The organism is Cohnella zeiphila (assembly GCF_014212055.1).
Classification (GTDB): domain Bacteria; phylum Bacillota; class Bacilli; order Paenibacillales; family Paenibacillaceae; genus Cohnella; species Cohnella zeiphila.
In genome coordinates this window covers 25,026-42,912 of sequence record NZ_JACJVO010000005.1, presented here as the reverse complement: position 1 = coordinate 42,912, position 17,887 = coordinate 25,026, and the positions used below count along the sequence as shown (strand labels likewise).

Sequence of the window (17,887 nt, the reverse complement as noted above, 5' to 3'; positions counted from 1 at the left end):
TCGCTCCTTCTTCAGCCTAAGGCTCTCTTATGCTCCCAAATGCCGAAACCGCTTGCACGTTCCCAGCCCGGAAGAGACGGAACATCCTCGCTCTGTTGCCAGCCCGCCCCGATCCGCTCCCGCACCTCGCGCCAGCTTCGCACGCCGCTAACCGCGTCCGCCCGCTCGACGCTGCACGCGCCGACGCCGACCGCCCCGAGCAGCGCTTCCTCGATCGGGAGCCCTTGCGCGAGCCCGCCGAGGAATCCCGCGATCGTGCAGTCTCCCGCTCCCGTCGTGCCGACGGCTTCGACCCGATAGCACGGCGCGAGCAGCTCCCGATCGAGCCAATCCGCGAGCCGATTCCCGTCCGGCGCGCAAAGTCCGATCCTCCGCAGCCGTTCCGGGTCCGCCGTCGTTCGCAAATAGAAGCCTCGGGCGCCCAGCTTTAATCCTACCACAGCCGCCCCCATTCCGAGCAACTGTTCCGAGAGAGAATCGAGCAGCGGACCGTCGGCGCAGATCAGCAGATCGTCCGCGCCATGGCGCTTGGCCAGCTCCCGATACCGGTCGGGACGTAGCATGAACAGAATCTCTTCGAAGCTGGGCAAGAATATGTCGACCCAAGGTAGAACGCGGGCCAGGATGGCCGGCCAGTCCGCCCTTCCCGCCGGAGAGGCGGGATCGGGCCGCGCCATGTCGAGCGAGACGGTCAGCCCTTGCTCCTTGACCTTGGACAGCAAGCGTTCCAGCTCCGCCCCGCCGTCCGCGTACATCCGCGCCATAAGCGGCGGATAGCCGAAATGGAACAGCTTCGCTCCCGCGAGCGATCCGGCGGGCATATCATCCGCCGCAAACGTGTCGTTAGCCCCGGTGCAATGCAGGAATACGCGATCGACCCCCGGCGGGCTGAGGACGACCGAATACGAGCTGCTCTCGCCCGAGGCGACGATCATGCCGTCGGCCAGCCCGTCGCCGTGGCCTTTGAGCAGATCGAGCACCAGGCGTCCGAACGGATCGTCCCCCACCTTGCCCATCAGCGTCACCGGAAAACCGAGCCGGTGCAAAGCCAGCCCGGTATTGGACACCGCGCCGCCGGTCGAGAGCAGCGCCGAGCCGACCTCGACCAGCTTGCCGGGAACAAGCATCTCGCTTAAGCCTTGCGCGGAGCCGCCGCCCTGCATCGACGGAATGATGTCCAGGCAAATATGCCCTGCGACCACAATGCCGCCGGCCGCCGGACTCACGCGAGACCCTCCCACTCGACCGTCGCCGTCCCGCCCGTGCGGTGAGATTCCAACGCCGCGGTGAACAGCCGGTGGCTGCCGGCCGCTTCTTCCGGCAGCGCGCACCGGAACGGCTGCTTCATGCCTTCCCGCCTGTGCGCGATCTCGTCGCAGAACGCCGCCCACATCTGCAGGATCGAATCGGAGAAGCCGAATTCGAAAATCGGGCCGGTAATCGTGCCGTAGGCGGAGCGGTACGGCGCGTCGGCGACGTGCCAGGCCTGCGGGCCGCCGGGCTCGTAGGGAAGCGAAGCGACTTGCTTCGGATTTTTGGTCGTGAACTCCGCCGAGAATTCCGTTCCCTGGATGCGAATGAACCAGGTGTTGGCGTGTCCGGGCGCGATCCGTTTCGTCGACAGCACCATCGGGAACGATTGATCGGCCGCCTCCATCTCGCAAGCCAGAATGGCGTTGTCCCACGTCTCGCACGGAGCGGTTCCGCCCTTGCCGTCCGGCCGCTCTTCCACGATCTTGGAGAGCAGCGCCCGCACGTTGGCCGGCCGCCAGCCGAACCGGAGCGGCAGGTGCAGCACATGCAGCCCAAGATCGCCCATGCAGCCGTATTCCCCGTTGGTCGCGATGCGGCGCTTCCAGTTGATCGGCTTCGTCGGATCGAGATCGCTCGAATGCCAGAAGCCCGCTTCCGCTTCGATAATCCGGCCGAACCGGCCTTCGTTCACCCAACGGACGATCTGTTGCGCCCCGGGGAAAAAGGGAAATTCCGACGAGCTGCGCACGACAACCTGCGGATTCGCCCGAATCGCCGCCAGAATCGCCTCGTTCGCGCTGCGGTCGATGCCGAACGGCTTTTCACCCAGTAAATGTTTGCCGGCATTAATAATATCGAGATAGATCTGCTCGTGAAGGTTGTGCGGAACCGCGCAGTAGACCGCTTCGACCTCCGGGTCCGCCAGCAGCTCCCGGTAATCCGCGTAAGCTCGCCGAACGCTCGGAACGCGCTCCCGGAACCACTTCGCCGCCTCCGGGTCGGCATCGCACACCGCGACGATGGACGGCTCGAAATCCGCGTCCGTCAGGTGGCACCAGCGCGCCGCCGCGCTGGCGAATTCCTTGCCCATGAGGCCGCAGCCGATGACGCCGAAACGAATGATTCGTTTCTCCATTTTACGCCCGCTCCCCCTTCAGAATGGCCAGTGCCTGCTCCGCCGTCGCCTCTTCGTGAACGATCGCCATCAAGGCGGACGTCATCGCCCCGGGATCGGAATGCTGGATCACGTTGCGGCCGTACACGATGCCGGAAGCGCCCTGCTTCATCAGTTCAACCGTCCGGTTCACGATCTCCTCGTCCGAAGCCCGGCCTCCGCCCCGCACGAGCACGGGAATGCCGGAAGCGGCTTCGATCACGCGATGATACTCGCCGACGTCGTCCGTCGGGTCCGCCTTGATCACGTCCGCCCCGAGCTCCACGCCCTGCCGGACGAGCGCCATGATTTTGCGCAGATCCCCGTCCGTCATGTAGCCGCCCTTCCGCTCGTTCGGCAGCATGACCAGCGGCTCGACCATGAGCGTCATGCCGTAGCGCTCGCATTCCGGCTTCAGGCTCATGATGTTCCGCACGCACTGGCGGTGCAGCTCCGGCTGGCCGGGCAGCAGCAGCAGGTTGACGCAGACGGCGACCGCGTCCAGGCGAACCGCCTGTTCGGCGGCGCGCTCGATCAGCTCGCTGAACAGAACGGACGGCAGCGCATCCCCGTAGATGTTGGCCGCATCCGTGCGCAGCACCAGCCCCGGCTTGTTCTTGCCGGGGATTTCCTGCAGCAGGCGGGCCTGGCCCGAGCTGAGCTGGACGCAGTCCGGACCGGCCGCGACGACCGTCTCGATCGCTTTCTTCATATTCTCAATCCCGGACAAAAACGAAAATTCGTTAAAAAATCCGTGGTCGATCGCAACGTCGAAACATTTGCCCTGCGCGCTGAACATCCGGTTCAACCGGGCCCTCGCAGCTCCCATGCGTTCGCACTCCTTTTATGTATAACATAATTATGTTCGTTTTTAACATTATCATATTTATAATGAACATTTCAACGGTAGATTTCCAAAAGAAAAAGCCACCTGAACAGGATGGCTTCTTCTTCGTGATTCTTAAGGCTGAGCCGGCGAGCTTTTCTCTTCTTCGGGAACGCCGCCCGTCTCCCGCTCCAGCCAATGTTCCATGAGCCGGTCCAGGCGGCGCAGACGGTCCTCGTAGGCGAACATGGCGGAAGTGATGACGAGCAGACGGGCTCTCTTTACCGCGTTCGACTCGGACGAAGCGATGATCCGCTCCGTCAGCCGTACGCCTTCCTCGATCGGAGGGGCGGCCGCCGCGGCGCCGGCCTTCATCTTGCCTTCCCATTTCCACAGCAGCTGCTCGTGATAGCCGCTCAGCGCTTCAAGATGGCGGTCAGCGTCCCGGTTCCAGTCGGCTTCGCTCGACACGGCCCAGTACTGCTCGTCCACCGCCTCGACGAGGTTCTCTCCCCGCTGCAGCGCCTGCAGCATTTCCTTGTAGACGACGAGCAGTCGCGTTTGCCTGGTGCGGGAACGCGGGAACCAGACCCGCTCCTCCGCGAACATGCGGTACTGCTCGTCGAGCTTCTTGAGCAGCGTTTGCAGTTGATCCCGCTCCTGATGGAAAACATTCTCCTTCAGCTCGTTGGACACCGACGTCCGCAGCAGCCGCGACAGCAGCGACTGCGCTTCCTGCACGAGCCGGACGAACCGCCCGCGGTGCTTCGGCGGGGCGATCGCCAGATTGACGGCGAACGCCGACGCGAATCCGACGAGCAGGCCGATCAACCGGTCGAGCGCCGCCGGCCACCCTTGGCTGCGGGCTTCCATAATGACGACGACGGTGACGAGCGTCAGGCCGATCGTATCTTCGATCTTCAGCTTCAAACAAAGCAGGATGACGAGAATGCACACCAGCCCGACCGAGATCGGCGTACTGCCGAGCAGCCAGAACGCGAGCAGCGCGACCGCCGCGCCCAGCACGTTGCTCTGCAGCTGATCGAGCACCTGCCTCCAGCTCCGGTGAATCGACGGCTGAACGGTGAAGATCGCCGTAATCGCCGCGAGCAGCGGGGAATCGATGCCGAGCCATTCCCCGACCCAGAGGGCGACCGCCACCGCCAGGCCGGTCTTGAATACGCGGGCGCCGATGATCATGCCGAAGTCCCGCTCCTCTCGGCGGATCCGACCGCCGCTCCGGTGCGATCCCGGTCCATCCTGCTCTTTTCCATATCCATCCGGTCCTCCGACCGGGTTATTCCACGTTCGCTATCCAACCGCTCAAGCGGCTCGGCCACTTCCGTCGTCCTCCTTGCTTCAAGCAACGCCTGCTGATCTTCCCTTGATTATATCACGACCGAAGCGCCGCTTGCTTCCCGCTCCTTCCGCTCGGCATCCTTGGGAACGTCGGGATATCGGAACGGGAACCGGATCTCGAACGTCGTCCCTTGGCCGAGCTGGCTGCTGACGTCGATCTTCCCCTCGTGATTGTCCACGATCTTGTAGCTGACCATCAGGCCGAGGCCGGTTCCTTTCTCCTTCGTCGTATAGAAAGGCTGGCCCATCTTGGCCAGTTGGTCCTTCGCGATGCCCGGCCCCTCGTCGGAGATCCGGACCCGGACGGAGTCGTTCTCGCGTCCCAGCCTCACCCGGATCGCTCCGCCGTCGGTCATCGCCTCCATCGCGTTCTTGATCACGTTGATGAACACTTGCTTGATCTGATTTTCAACCCCGTATACCCAGAGGATGTCGCGGCCGAAATCGGCCTCGATCGTAATGTTCTGCAGAATCGCCTGCGCTTCGAGCAGCGTAACCGAGTCCTTCATAACCTGACGGACGTCGTGATACGAAAGATCGTACACCTGGGGCTTGGACAGCATCAGCAGCTCGCTGACGATATCTCCGATCCGGTCGAGCTCGGAGTTCATGATGCTGTAATAAGTCGCTTCCTTCCGGCCCGATTCGATCAGCTGGAGGAACCCTTTGAGGGAGGTGAGCGGGTTGCGGATCTCGTGTGCGATCCCCGCCGCAAGCTGCCCCGCGACGTAAAGCTTCTCGGAATTGATGAGCAGCTCCTCGTTCTTCTTCCGTTCGGAGATGTCCCGGATGATCACCTGGACGGCAGGCTCGTTCTCCAAAGTAGTCATCGTCTCCATAATCTCGGTATCCAGCACATTACCCTTCAGCGTGTGCCATTGCTGCTCCAATGGTCCGTACGCGCCGGTAAAAATCAGGTTGTGCAACCGTTCCCGAAATTTCTCGGCGTCTTCCTCTTTCAGAAAAGAATAAATCGGCTGGCCGATCAGCTCGTCAGGGTGGGAAGCTTCGAACATCCGCAGACCGGCCGCGTTGACGAACGCCCACCGCTCCCGCTTGAAGATGGCGATCGTGTCCAGCGAATTCTCGATGACGAGCCGGTAGCGCTCGTCCATCTGGTTCATTCTTTTATCGAGGTACCAGGTGGCCCAGGTCGAAGCCAGCAGCAGCAGTCCGCCGACCCCGATAATCGTAACCAGCATATAGCTGTTCTCTTCCAGCTTGTCCCATGTATAATAAGCGGAATAATCGATTTGCAGCGCCTTCGAGCCGATGATCTGAACGAGCACCTCCGCCGAGCCGAGCGTCAGCGCGGCCAGCCACTTGTTCCGCTCTCCCTCCGCTTCCGAGAGCTTGAACGCGGAGAACGTGCCGATGATGAGCGCAAGCAAGGAAGCGACGAGCAGCAGTGGGCGGAATCCGATTCTCTCGATCGGCTGGCCCAGCATGCTGAAATAGTTCATAAACCCGATTCCGAAGGAAAGAATGACGCTGCCGATCGCCACCCGATACCGAAACGTGTTTTGAATCGTCAGCATGATGAACGCCATCAGCGAGAAGAACGCCATCAGTACGACCGAGGCGGGCATGCTCCACGTAAAAAAAAGCGGCATGTCCAACGCCAATACGGCCACGAACTGCTTCGTCCACAATCCGATCGAGAAAACGAAGGCTCCTCCCGCGAGCCAGAAGCTCCGGAACGTATGGTTGCTGCTGCGCCTGAGGTTGCCAAGAAAATTGAACATGGTATAAGATGCGAGTATACTGATCGACAGTGCCAGCAGCAGGAAAAAGGCGGGCCAGATGCCTCCGGTACCGTTCATCATTTACACCCTCGCAATATGTGCTAATTTTTGGCGCATGTTGTAATGTATTTCGACGGTTTCCGGCAAATTCCTTTTCCAATCGCTATGCAAAATGGGAGGAGAATGCACAATGCTGCGTTCCTGGATGAAAGAATTCAAGACTTTCGCCATGAGAGGCAACGTCATCGACCTGGCGGTCGGCGTCATTATCGGCGGCGCGTTCGGGCAGATCGTCACCTCGCTCGTGAACGACATCGTCATGCCGCCGATCGGCCGGCTCTTGGGCGGGGCGGATTTCAAGGATCTGTTTTGGCGCATCGGGCCGATTCCTGACAGCTACAAAGGCGATCATTCGCTGGCTGCTTTTAAAGACGCCGGAATACCGGTTATCGCCTACGGGCAATTCATCAACATCATCCTGAATTTCCTGATCGTCGCATTTTGCGTGTTCCTGCTCGTGAAGGGGATCAATTCGCTGACGCGCAAGAAGAAGGAAGAGGAGAAGGCCGTCGAGCCGACGACGAAGGAGTGCCCTTACTGCCTGTCGGTCATTCCGCTGGCCGCCGTCCGGTGCGGCCATTGCACGTCGGACCTGAAAGCCGCGGCGGGACAGGAATAACGGATGGCCTCTGCGGAAGAGATGTTCGACGTCTACGACGAGGAAGGCCGTCCGATCGGACAAGCGACTCGCCGGGAAGCGCACGGCCGAGGATTGTGGCATCATACGTTCCATTGCTGGCTGGTCCGGCGCGGAGAGGACGGACGGGCGTACGTTCTGTTCCAGCGCCGGAGCGCGGGGAAAGACACGAATCCCGGCCGGTTCGACATTACCGTCGCGGGCCACTTGTCGGCCGGCGAGACGGTGCGCGACGCCGCGCGCGAGATGGAAGAAGAGATCGGCTGGAGCGTCCCGTTCGAACAGCTTGTCCCTTACGGAACGGTGCGGGAGGAGATGACGGGGGAAGTTCGCTCGATCCCCTTCATCGATCGCGAGCTGAGCCACGTGTTCGGCTGCTTGACGGCTAAGCCGCTCTCTTCGTTCCGGCTTCAGGCCGAGGAGGTAGCGGGCATCTACGAAGCAGATGCCGAGGAGCTGATCGCGTTGATGCGAGGCGAGCGGGCTTCGGTGGAAGCCCGCGGCTACCGGCTGGCCGGAGAAGAAGGCCGACTCGTCCCCGACGCGGCGCAAGCTGCGGCGGAAGATTTCGTTCCCCGCGACCGCTCGTATTACGTCGGGATTTTCCGCTTCCTGCGCGATCTGGCCGTCAGCGAATCGGCCCGCTGAGACGGCAGCCCGGTCCGTTCCAGCCGGATCGGAATCCAGGACAGGCGGCCGCTATGAACGGAGCCTTCCCACCACGTTCCGTCCTTCGGATGGCGGAACACAATCTCCAGACGGCCGTCCCCGTCCGAGTCCCACACCCGGAACGGACGGCCGTCTTCCACCGATCCGAACGCGGTGCTATCTCCGACCGCTCCCCATTCCAGTCTCACGCCGTCCTGGACGATTCCCGTCGCCAGATCGTCGATCGGCGTTTCGGGCGAGGCCAGCCACCAGGTGCGGTCCTGCTTCCGGTAATGCAGCACTTCCCCGTCCTCACGGTAGAATCGCCCGCTCCAGTAGGGCATCCCTTCCCGAAAGCGGCCAAGGCCTTCCCAGTTCTGCCACCAGCGGTCGACCATCCCGTGAATGTGATAGAAGACGGTACTTCTCGGTGAGATGTCGAAGTCGAGCAGGTCCGGTTCCCCGTACAAAGCGGCAGCCTCTTGGTGCATACAGCCATGAAGGCCCGACGCTTCGATAAACCGGCCGAGCTCATCGGAATTCGCAAAGGTGTCGGGCCGGTTCAGAATGCGCCATTCGGCCTGCCGGTCATAGCAGGCGGCTTGGCGGATCGGCTCCGGCACCGAGTTCCAGGGAGCGACCAGCCGCATGTCTTGGCCGGTGCTCGCGTACCATTCCAGCGCTTTCCGGATATACGCGCGGTGGAACGTCAGGAAATCCTGGCCGTACCCGGTCGGGAGTCGGTTCAAGTCCATAGAATGGCGGGCATGATGCCATCGTTTATGTTCCTCCAGCCAATTCTGCGGGAATCCCGGTATCGTCGGCATTGAGCAGCACGCTCCTGTTCGCTTGCCCTCCCTTCCCGCTTCCGGGAAGCCGGGCGTGCGTCATTTGCTGATAGAATATGCCGGGACAGGAGCCGGGGTGCCCGCCCGCCTACGTTCGCTCGACCGCATCTCTTCTCCGCAGCCGGTGCAGCCGATATACGTGCGTGACAATGACTTTGAGCAGCGCGTAGCTGGGCACCGCGACGAGCATGCCGAGCAGCCCGACCAGGCTGCCCATCGCCAGCAGGACGAGGATGATCGTCAGCGGATGGATGGCCAGCCGCTTGCCCATGATCTGCGGCGACAGTACCTTGTCCTCGATCTGCTGGACGATGACGACGACGATGATCGTCTCCACGACTTTCCACGGCGAGTCGATGAACGCGACGATCACGCTCGGCACCATCCCGATCAGAATGCCGACGTACGGGATGAAGTTCATGAGCGTGAGCGCCAGCGCGAGCAGCAGCGAATACTGCAGCCCGATAATCGAATATCCGATCACCGTCAGCACGCCGAAGCAGAGACTCACCAATATTTTCCCCTGCAAATAGGCGCTTAACGTGGAGTCCATCTCTTCCATGATCTCGCGGGCTTCTTCGTGATGCTTGTCGGGGACGAGCCGGAGCACGAGCCCGGGGAACCGGTCTTCTCCCTTCAGCATGTAGTAGACGATAAAAGGAACCGTCGACAGCAGCAGCACCACGTTGGAGACGAAGCCGATCACGCCGTTGACGGCGTTGCCCGTACTCGAGACGATCCGGTTGATCATCTCGGGAATTTTGGCGGACAGGTCGATCTGATGCTCCTTCAAATAACGCGCCGCCCATTCGTTCTGCTGGAGCAGCTGCACCTGCTGTTCCCCGAGCTTGATGAGCTCCGGCAAGTTGTTCGTCAAGCTTTCGAATTGGTCGCGGACGAGCGGGGCGATCAGCACCCCGGCAAGAGCGAGAACGCCGGCCAGCACCAGGAAAACGAACACGATCGCGAACGTACGGCTTTTGAGCTGCTTCTCCAGGTAGCGGACGGGCGGGCGAAGCAAATAATAGAAGATGGCGGACAGCAGGATCGGCAGCGCCAATGCTTTCAACGCCGTGGTGAAGGGACGAAACAAAAAATCGACCTTCGACGCGAGGAAGAAGATCAGCAGCACCACGATAATGCCGTAACCGATGCGAAAATATTTACCTTGAGGGATAGGAATCACCGACTTTCCGAAGCGCATCTACTATTAATACCTATAACCGCCGCAGGCCCTCCGCAAACTTCCAATGAGTCTTCAGATGAAAATATTTTGCAAGTTTCAAAGCGTTACAGCGTCGGAATTCCGGCCGCTTTGCGAATCTCGTTCGCCAGCCGGTTGAACTCGTCCTTGGACGCCTGATCCGGCGCCGCGTACCAGGCCGCCGACAGAAACCGAATGATCTTCTCCGCGTCTTCCTTGCTCATCTCGCTCTCTCCTCCCTTCAGGTCCCACCAGCCTTCGCCTCCGTAGGACCGGTTCAAATCCACGGCGACCGAAGCGACCTGCACGTTGTTCTGGTATTGATAGACATTCGCCCGGGCGCTTTGCTTCCCGCCGCTCCAGGCATAGGTCTGCCAGAAATGCTTGCAGGCCGCGCGCTTCGCCATCTCTTCCACCACGGCATAGGAGCCGTATACCCCGGCTTCGTAGCCGGGAATTTGCGCGGCCGCCGCTTTTAAGTACGCTTCGATCGCGTCGTAATCCTGCGCCCGCGCGTCGTAATCGACCGCGAAATAAATCGCGCTGCCCGCCGGCTGCCCGACCGCCTGCGCTTCCGCATAGGCTGCCGCTCCGTCGCTTCGTCCCGCGGAAGATCCTCCCGCCGAGCGGTTCGTCGTCGTCTCGAACACGGATAGGATCTTGAGCCCCGCGTTCGAGATCGCATCGGCCTCGGCTTTCGTCAGCCGCTTCCAGGCGTACTGCTGCGGAACGAGATACCGCGCCGCGAACCGGTAGTTCGCCGCGGCGATGCTCACGGCCGTCGCCGCCGTGAGCGGCGTCGAGCAGTCGATGCCTTGGGCCGTCGCCGCTCCGGTCGATCCCGGTCCGCCGTTTGCCGGTGCGTTCACGTTCGTCCCTCCTCCTTCCGCCGGTTTGACCGTGTCGTACTGATATAAAGAATAAGAGTCCATCAAGGCGATCAGCTTGTCGGCATATTGCGGATCGGTCGCATAACCGGCCGCCTCGACGGCCCGCGCCGCCGATCGGCCGTCCGTCCGAAGCGCCTGCACATATCGGCCGTTCGGTAGAAACAGCTTGGCGTGGTCGTCCACAGACTCGGTCCAGTCGTGATACGCCCGGAACGCCGCCGTCGTCTGAACCGCCCGGCCGTTCACGTACTCCGTCGTCGCCATCGTCACGCTTCCCGCCGGTCCCGTCCCTTTCATGCCGAACAGATTGTTGGCCTTCAACGTCAAGCCGCTGCCGCCCCACGCCGACTCCAGCGCCGCCTGCGCGATCGTCAGCGAAGCCGGCACCCCCGCCTGCTGCTGGCCGGTCAGGGCGGCCGGGAGGATTCGAGCAATGAAGGCGTCCGCCTCCGCTCGGGTAACCGCCATCCGACTTCCTCCCTCACTTAGCAAAATATGCTGCGAACGACCCGGGAATTCGGATTTGATCGATTCGCAGGTTGTCCTTGGATAGGCTATTCAGGAGAAAGCTTGAAGGGCACGGCGGGTGGGCGGGTGGAGGTTATTGAATCGGGCCGGCGGGACGAATCCAAGCAGCCCTTGCCCGGCCTTCAAAGAGCCTGCTCGGCAATTCACTTGCCGATTCCTAAGACTTCCTGCAGCTACTTCACGCCTAATTCGACTCGCCTTGATTTTCCTTTTCCGCTCCGGGCGGCGAGACCGCCTTGCTCTGAATTTGCCCCGCGGCCGCCGCCACCAAAAAGCCGTTCGCGATAGCCAGCCCGTACACCCGCCAATCCTCCGGATTCGCCCCGGTTGCAAGCTGCGCCATCGCGAGCACCGCGAACGCCACCAGCACCGCGAACACGTCGGTCGGCAGCTTCGGCAGCCAGCGGTCCATCAGACTCTTCGTGTACTGCACCACGAAAAAAGTCAACAAAGAAGCTCCCCCCATCGCGGAGAGAGCCTGCCAGGTAAAAAGCTGCGAATTGTTATCCATCTTAACCGTTCACCGCCTTAATCATTAAGCCCAACGCCGAGAGCGTAACCCCCGCCAGGCTGATCGTCGTCCCGACCAGCCATTTCGTCGTCTGCTTGTACCCGACAAGCTCCTCCCTCAGCTCGTCCAGCCGATGATGCGCCTCCTTAGCCGACAACAGCCCCTCCTGCGCAATCTCCCTCGCGCTGTTCATCAGGTCCAGCTTCGTCTCGACCCTGGTCAGGCGTTGGAGGATTTCGTTGGTTTCTTCGGGCATTCGCCCCACCTCCATCAACATAAGTATGCCGAACTCATGGTCCCACCTCAAATTCCCCAAAACTTTATTATACCGGCGACTCCGACACTATGTTCCCGTCGGGATTTCCAAGATTGGTCGCTGCGATCTGCGCAAGTACGAGCGTCCGATCCTCCTCCGACAAAGAGTAGGAGTCCAGAACGGCGCCAACGTTTGTCTCTCCGGCATTGTACCGCATCACGACGGCGCGAGCGATAATGCGTACGTTGTAAACTTCCATAGCCAAGAAAATCACCTCCGTTCTGACAAAAATGAAAAGCGGCCCCTAATGGGAACTCCTTATTTTGCGAGTAAGTCAGCGAAGGCTAACGTCAAGTCGTCAAGCGCTTGTTGCTGTTGTTCCAACTGGAGCTGCTCCAGCGTCTTCGGCGGCGGCGGCATGGTGGCCGCCTCGTCGTCCAATTCCTGCTGCGTTTTGAGTCGGCATGGCTCCCTTCCGCTCTCGTCCCGCATGTACAGGCAAGCGTCGGAGTTGTAGTTTCGCCATTGCTCATCGGTGATGGGGACTGCGCCAGCTGGAATGTTGTCACCGTGGATCTCGTCCACGTAGAAACCTGCGATATTGCCGTCATCAGTAAAAGCTAAATAATATTGCATCGTCTACCCCTCCTTAAAATCCCATTGCCATCCATCGGAGCGTTCGGGTCGTTGTCCCGCTCAAAGTACCAAATGTTACTTCATATGACGAATTGGTTAAATTACTCACCACTGCAGTATCAGAATTAACGGTCGTGCCCATTGTCACCACCATCGAGCGTACGCCATTTGGAAAAGTAATTGGAAATGGATTGCTTATTCTGACTGTATTAGACCCCACGGTAGCAGATCCATATTGGATAATGAGCCCGCTAGCAAGCTTTTGATAGCCGTTATAGTCAAAATTCGCTGGGTTATTGCCCGAAGTCCAGGCATTACCACCATTCGGGGCAAACCTTGCGGCAACAACACTATTAGTCGAATTCCACAACGATAAGTTTCCGCTTGTCTCAATTATCCATTGGTAAGTTATCTTGTCTGGGGCGTTCCACTCTGCGAATAACTGATTTGATCCACTCAGCGAGCGCTGTATGCGCTGAAAATCAGTAAAGGTGTTGGTGGCATCCGTTCTTGCGGGGTTTGGGAGTCTTGCAGAATTCCAAATCCTATTCCACGACCCCCATCCACCATTCCCTCCAACTTGGGCCGGGTTTCCAGCTCTGCTATAAACATCTATGCCGCCAAATGAAAATGCCATTTGAGCTATGGTATCCCCTCCGCCATGGAGAACTAGCAACTGACCATAGTCCACCCCACTTGGACCATTGACGAGATTATCGCCCAGTCGATATATTCCTGTTGCGGTGACCGTATTCAGATCAATTCCGCTAAGTAATGATTTGCTGACGGTTAAATCAGTCAAATGTAGTCCGTCTATGGTATCAGCGTCCAGTCCGCTACCAGCCCCATCTACCGTCTTGATCTTCGCTAGCACGTCGGCGGCTGTGTAGGCCGTAGCATTTAGCTTATTCGTGTTCAGAGCCTCGATTGATGTCGCCGGCGGCGTCCACCAATTGGCCTTTCCGGTGATCGCCTTGATCATGTTCCCAAGCTTGCTCCAGAGTCGTGTCGGCGTGTCTGCTCCTGAAGAGGCAATTATAGAATCATCAATCGTTCGAGAACCGACTACAGCATCTGTCGCCGCTCCAGCACCAGTCTTCTGAACAAATATGAGAGATGTTGAACCAAGCGTTATGGTACCTGTCGTTGCGAGTATCCACCCAGTTCCCACATTGGCGTTGCCTTCCTTGACATGAACGAAAAGGCCGGCGGCCAACTTGGCAGTGGTGTCGGCGTCAGGAGAGCGTGCCCAAGCATCGGCGGTTGCAATATAAATGCCGTTATCGCTGTCCGTTGCTTGGTCTTTAACCAGCACGCGATCGCCAGCGGTCAATGTAACGCCATCGATCGTCTGCAAACCAGATAGGTCGATATTTCCTGCCGTGGCGACTCGAACATCCGCATTGACAGCTTTCATCCCCAAAACTGCGTCAAGTTTATCCCAGTTGTCGTTCAGCATGGTCTGAATGTTAAAGATATCGTTGCCATCAGTAGCCGGATTCTTTTTAAGCAAATTCCATACCGTTGTAAAAAGCGGCATAAGATTACTCCTCCCTATGCATCCAAAAAAGGTACCTCAATACCCAATTGCGAACCAGTGGACCGGTCTTGCTACGGTATCAGATTGAAATACCCGACAACCAGTTGTTGAATAATTTCCAACACCTAAAGGTTTAGGACTATTACTCTCAACCGATGCCTGCACCGATAGGCAAGCCGTTGGAAATGGGATGGGGAAACTCACATCCGTTGGTGCTGAGTTCTGATATGCAGTCACGCTGCCCCATTGCATGATCATCCCGCTCGCAAGTTTTTGATAGCCATTGGTTCCAAAGCTGGCCGGACTGTTTCCAGTGTCAAAAACAGCATTTCCATTATGCTGTAAATTAGTTGTTATAATATTAAAAGTTTGGCCATCAATTGTTGCTCTTGGAGAAGAATTCGTATAAATTTGCAAAGAACCATCAGATGTTGAGTGTAAGCCAGTATCGCTATCGCCAATAGCAAGTGCAATAAAGGGTGAACCCCCAAAGCCATGATTATTAACATAGACATTACCATTAAAGGTTTGATTTCCTGTAAACACGTTTTCTGAATCAAGCTTTGCAGGGTTTAAGAGATTCCCAGAAGTCCAAAGCTCTCGCCATGCCCCCCACCCTCCGTTGTAATAGCTCCGCGAGAAAATTCGCAAAGCATCCGGATTATAGGAGATAAATGTCTGATTGCACCCTGAGCTTCTACTGACCTTCAGGTTAAAAGAAACCGGGAGTGGAACATTTGGCATTGTTGATGCATCAACATTTAGCGGGTTGTAGTATTCGCCTTCAGCGGTCAAGGAGTTTAAGTCTGTATTCGGCGGAACATAGATCGCCTTTCTTGCAAGATCTACGACGTGGATTCCGTCCACCATATCGGCGTCCAATCCGCTACCGTCACCATCCACAGTCTTGATTTTAGCGAGAACGTCAGCGGCCGTATAGGCCGAGGCGTTTAGCTTTCCAGCGTTCAAAGATTCAATTGATGTCACCGGAGCCGTATACCAGTTGCTTTTCCCGGTGATCGCCTTGATCATGTTGGCTAGTTTACTCCAAAGCCTTGTCGGCGTGTCGGCTCCGGAATCGGCAACAATCGAGTCATCGATCGTCCGAGAACCGATTACAGCATCCGTGGCAGCACCGGCACCGGTCTTCTGAACAAAAGTGAGAGATGTCGAACCGAGCGTAACGGTACCTGTACCTGTCGTTGCAAGTATCCACCCGGTTCCCACATAGGTGTTGCCTTCCTTGACATGAGCGAAAAGGCCGGCGGCCAACTTGGCAGAGGTGTCGGCATCGGGAGCGCGGGACCAGGTGTCTGTAGTGGCGATGTAAATGCCGTTATCACTCCCCGTTGTTTGATCCTTAACCAGCACACGATCCCCAGCCCTTAGCGTAACCCCGTCGATCGTTTGCAAACCCGAGAGACCGATATTCCCTATCGTGGCGGCCCGAACGTCCGCATTGATAGCTTTCAGACCCAACGCTGAATCGAGCTTATCCCAGTTATCATTCAACATGGTCTGGATGTTAAAGGTGTCGTTTGCATCCGTGGCCGGATTCTTTTTGAGAAGATTCCATACTGCTGTAAAAAGAGTCATGAGAATTACCCCTTTCTTTGCATCCAGGAAAGGTGAGAGTTTCGAGCAAGTCACCTATAAAAGGCATTAAGTCATTAATCGCTTGATCTTGTTGATTATTCTAAATGTTTTCCAGTTTTTTCGAATACTGATCACTGCCCACTCGGCTTCAAGCTCCTCTTGTGTCCGTTCGATACGTTGGCCATTAATCCATTTGTACCGATATTGCATGTGCTCATTGAGAAGGGGCTCTGTCCAGTAAAGATGAAATTGGCGCGGCCCGTCTTCACAAACCAGAATCTCATCATCTGCATGCTTTTCGGTCTGCCAATCAGCGTACCCATCAATGATTCTCTGATGATCATCAATTCGAATAAATAATTTGTATCCGCCCATGTCAGCCTCCTCTAATACTCCGCGTCAGCTGTCCAATGTAGTTTATATAGATCATTTTGTCCCCAATCTTTTACCATGTAGGATAGAGTCCCTGTTTGACCCGACTCTGAGCCTATATTCGATGCGACATCCACTCCGTTTACACTCCAGACGCCGGGATTACCGCTATCCGGTGAATACGTTTGGACAGTAGGGCTTATTCTTTTAGCAACTCTGAAGCGAATACCACATTCTACCGCAAAGTTTCCAGTAGCTTGTACACGGCCACCTATACGACCAACATCGGTAATAGTCCCCGGTGTGGTGGAAATATCGTAGCTTTTTTCAAAATACCGCTGACACAAAGTCAATTCTTCTGCAAATGAGCGCGGCTGAAATGGTAATGCCGTGTCACCTGCGTTTAACTGGACTTGAGCGATGTCGGTTGTTCCAGCACCTTGGAACGTTTCGGCGCTTGTTGCACCAACTCTGGATTGCCTATTCTTTCCCCAGACAAGATAAATTCGAGCGAGTAAGACACCATCCTCATTTGAACCATAAGTTTTTCCAATTAATGTTTTAGTTGTAAATGTATAACTGAACCTTTGCCAAGATGTTGAAAGTGTCCAGTTTATCCCCGGAATATCCTCAATATTGGATGGCATTCCACCTGTTCCATAACTTTGAAATAAGGTTGCTCCAATCCGCTTATTAGGAATATCACTTCTAGCCAAAAAAGAAAGAGTTACTTTCTTGTTTGTACCGCATAAGTACCATGTGCCAAATTCTATGTTTTGGTCTAAGGAATACTCCGAATCCGGCCCAAGCAACGTCCCTGCTCCAGACGAGGAAATGCGAGCATAATAGGATGCCCCTTGTATGTCACCTAGTATGCGCTCTCTACTTATTATAATGTTCGGAAAAGCCCCTCCATCTGCACCTATATTTGTCTTCCATCTATCAGCAAAATATCCACCAAGGTTCACGAAGCTCTTCCCACGCTGCCAAATATCAAAATTGCCATTAATAATAGCCTGTTGTGCCATATTGCGCGGCATATCATCCGCATACCCCTTAGTAGCCGCATCCGATGCCGCGGCTGGAGAATCGAATTGCGCCCGGCCGAAAACGTCCCGTTGAACGAGTCTGGACGCCGTAGCCGTTGATGTTGCCCCATGAACCCCATTTGTAGCGAAAATATGCGAGTTGGCAGCTTCAAGCGTCGTTGCTGGAGGAGTGTACCAGTTGGCCTTACCCGTCATCGCTCTGATCATATAAGCAAACTTGCTCCAGAGCCTTGTCGGCGTATCAGCCCCGGAGGAAGCGACAACCGAGTCATCAATCGTCCGAGTACCGATGACGGCATCCGTCGCCGCTCCGGCGCCAGTCTTCTGAACAAATGTGAGAGTTGTCGAACCCAGCGTAACGGCACCTGCCGTCGCCAGCATCCATCCTGTTCCCGCATTGGAGGAGCCTTCCTTGACATGCACGAAAAGTCCGGCGGACAGCTTGGTAGAGGAGTCGGCGTCGGGAGCGCGAGACCAGGCATCGGCGTCGGCAATGTAAATGCCGTTATCTCTGCCCGTTGCCTGGTCTTTAACCAGCACGCGATCGCCAGCGGTCAACGTAACGCCGTCAATGGTCTGCAGACCCGATAGGCCGATATTTCCCACCGTGGCAACCCGAACGTCCGCATTAACAGCTTTCATCCCCAGCGCTGCGTCGAGCCTATCCCAATTGTCGTTTAGCATGGTCTGAACGTTGAAGATGTCGTTCCCATCGGTGGCCGGGTTCTTCTTGAGCAAATTCCACACTGATGTAAAAAGCGACATGGAATTACCC

Annotated in this window: 19 protein-coding genes; 2 read left to right on the top strand and 17 right to left on the bottom strand. The window is 57.3% G+C overall.

Annotation, left to right across the window (positions count from 1 at the left end; genetic code table 11):
• Positions 1 to 11 precede the first annotated feature (11 nt).
• The 6 genes from H7C18_RS04150 to H7C18_RS04125 form a co-directional block, all read right to left on the bottom strand.
• Complete coding sequence (locus H7C18_RS04150; RefSeq protein WP_337912866.1) at positions 12 to 1,226, bottom strand: carbohydrate kinase family protein; 1,215 nt, start codon at positions 1,224 to 1,226, stop codon at positions 12 to 14.
• Positions 1,223 to 2,389 (bottom strand): Gfo/Idh/MocA family protein, encoded by a 1,167-nt coding sequence (locus H7C18_RS04145; RefSeq protein ID WP_185127754.1) that lies wholly within the window; start codon positions 2,387 to 2,389, stop codon positions 1,223 to 1,225. Before H7C18_RS04145 ends, H7C18_RS04150 begins: the two co-directional genes overlap by 4 nt.
• A gap of 1 nt (position 2,390) precedes the next feature.
• Positions 2,391 to 3,236: a class I fructose-bisphosphate aldolase gene (locus tag H7C18_RS04140; RefSeq protein WP_238357459.1), complete on the bottom strand. Its 846-nt coding sequence runs from the start codon at positions 3,234 to 3,236 to the stop codon at positions 2,391 to 2,393.
• Between the two features lie 132 nt (positions 3,237 to 3,368).
• A complete protein-coding gene (locus H7C18_RS04135; protein WP_185127753.1) occupies positions 3,369 to 4,433 on the bottom strand; it encodes an FUSC family protein in 1,065 nt (354 codons plus the stop codon).
• On the bottom strand, positions 4,430 to 4,573 hold the full coding sequence (locus tag H7C18_RS04130; RefSeq protein WP_185127752.1) for a hypothetical protein: 144 nt from the start codon (positions 4,571 to 4,573) through the stop codon (positions 4,430 to 4,432). Before H7C18_RS04130 ends, H7C18_RS04135 begins: the two co-directional genes overlap by 4 nt.
• Before the next feature lie 48 nt (positions 4,574 to 4,621).
• Entirely contained in the window at positions 4,622 to 6,415 is a 1,794-nt protein-coding gene (locus H7C18_RS04125; RefSeq protein WP_185127751.1) for an ATP-binding protein, read from the bottom strand.
• Between the two features lie 112 nt (positions 6,416 to 6,527).
• On the opposite strand from H7C18_RS04125, the gene mscL reads away from it, so the two are divergent.
• Together mscL and H7C18_RS04115 are read left to right on the top strand one after the other, a co-directional pair.
• Positions 6,528 to 7,016: a large conductance mechanosensitive channel protein MscL gene (gene mscL / locus H7C18_RS04120; RefSeq protein ID WP_185127750.1), complete on the top strand. Its 489-nt coding sequence runs from the start codon at positions 6,528 to 6,530 to the stop codon at positions 7,014 to 7,016.
• Positions 7,017 to 7,019: 3 nt separating this feature from the next.
• Positions 7,020 to 7,682, top strand: a complete 663-nt coding sequence (locus H7C18_RS04115) for an NUDIX hydrolase (protein ID WP_185127749.1) — start codon at positions 7,020 to 7,022, stop codon at positions 7,680 to 7,682.
• Here the strand turns inward: H7C18_RS04115 and H7C18_RS04110 are convergent.
• From H7C18_RS04110 to H7C18_RS04060, 11 genes are all read right to left on the bottom strand, one after another.
• Positions 7,625 to 8,509, bottom strand: coding sequence for a tyrosinase family protein (locus H7C18_RS04110; RefSeq protein WP_185127748.1), 885 nt, complete (start codon positions 8,507 to 8,509; stop codon positions 7,625 to 7,627). The genes H7C18_RS04115 and H7C18_RS04110 overlap by 58 nt on opposite strands.
• Positions 8,510 to 8,618: 109 nt before the next feature.
• Complete coding sequence (locus H7C18_RS04105; protein ID WP_185127747.1) at positions 8,619 to 9,734, bottom strand: AI-2E family transporter; 1,116 nt, start codon at positions 9,732 to 9,734, stop codon at positions 8,619 to 8,621.
• A gap of 86 nt (positions 9,735 to 9,820) precedes the next feature.
• Positions 9,821 to 11,092, bottom strand: coding sequence for a glucosaminidase domain-containing protein (locus tag H7C18_RS35685; protein ID WP_185127746.1), 1,272 nt, complete (start codon positions 11,090 to 11,092; stop codon positions 9,821 to 9,823).
• Positions 11,093 to 11,336: 244 nt separating this feature from the next.
• Positions 11,337 to 11,663, bottom strand: coding sequence for a hypothetical protein (locus tag H7C18_RS04095; protein WP_185127745.1), 327 nt, complete (start codon positions 11,661 to 11,663; stop codon positions 11,337 to 11,339).
• Position 11,664: 1 nt separating this feature from the next.
• Positions 11,665 to 11,919, bottom strand: coding sequence for a hemolysin XhlA (locus H7C18_RS04090; RefSeq protein ID WP_185127744.1), 255 nt, complete (start codon positions 11,917 to 11,919; stop codon positions 11,665 to 11,667).
• 67 nt (positions 11,920 to 11,986) lie between these two features.
• The gene (locus tag H7C18_RS04085) at positions 11,987 to 12,184 is read right to left on the bottom strand and encodes a hypothetical protein (protein WP_185127743.1); all 198 of its coding nucleotides are present in this window, start codon (positions 12,182 to 12,184) and stop codon (positions 11,987 to 11,989) included.
• 53 nt (positions 12,185 to 12,237) lie between these two features.
• Positions 12,238 to 12,555, bottom strand: coding sequence for a hypothetical protein (locus tag H7C18_RS04080; RefSeq protein ID WP_185127742.1), 318 nt, complete (start codon positions 12,553 to 12,555; stop codon positions 12,238 to 12,240).
• 13 nt (positions 12,556 to 12,568) lie between these two features.
• Complete coding sequence (locus tag H7C18_RS04075) at positions 12,569 to 14,095, bottom strand: pyocin knob domain-containing protein (RefSeq protein ID WP_185127741.1); 1,527 nt, start codon at positions 14,093 to 14,095, stop codon at positions 12,569 to 12,571.
• A 36-nt stretch (positions 14,096 to 14,131) separates the two neighbouring features.
• Positions 14,132 to 15,691: a pyocin knob domain-containing protein gene (locus H7C18_RS04070; protein ID WP_185127740.1), complete on the bottom strand. Its 1,560-nt coding sequence runs from the start codon at positions 15,689 to 15,691 to the stop codon at positions 14,132 to 14,134.
• A 66-nt stretch (positions 15,692 to 15,757) separates the two neighbouring features.
• On the bottom strand, positions 15,758 to 16,066 hold the full coding sequence (locus H7C18_RS04065) for a hypothetical protein (RefSeq protein ID WP_185127739.1): 309 nt from the start codon (positions 16,064 to 16,066) through the stop codon (positions 15,758 to 15,760).
• 11 nt (positions 16,067 to 16,077) lie between these two features.
• A complete protein-coding gene (locus H7C18_RS04060; RefSeq protein WP_185127738.1) occupies positions 16,078 to 17,877 on the bottom strand; it encodes a hypothetical protein in 1,800 nt (599 codons plus the stop codon).
• Between the last annotated feature and the right edge of the window lie 10 nt (positions 17,878 to 17,887).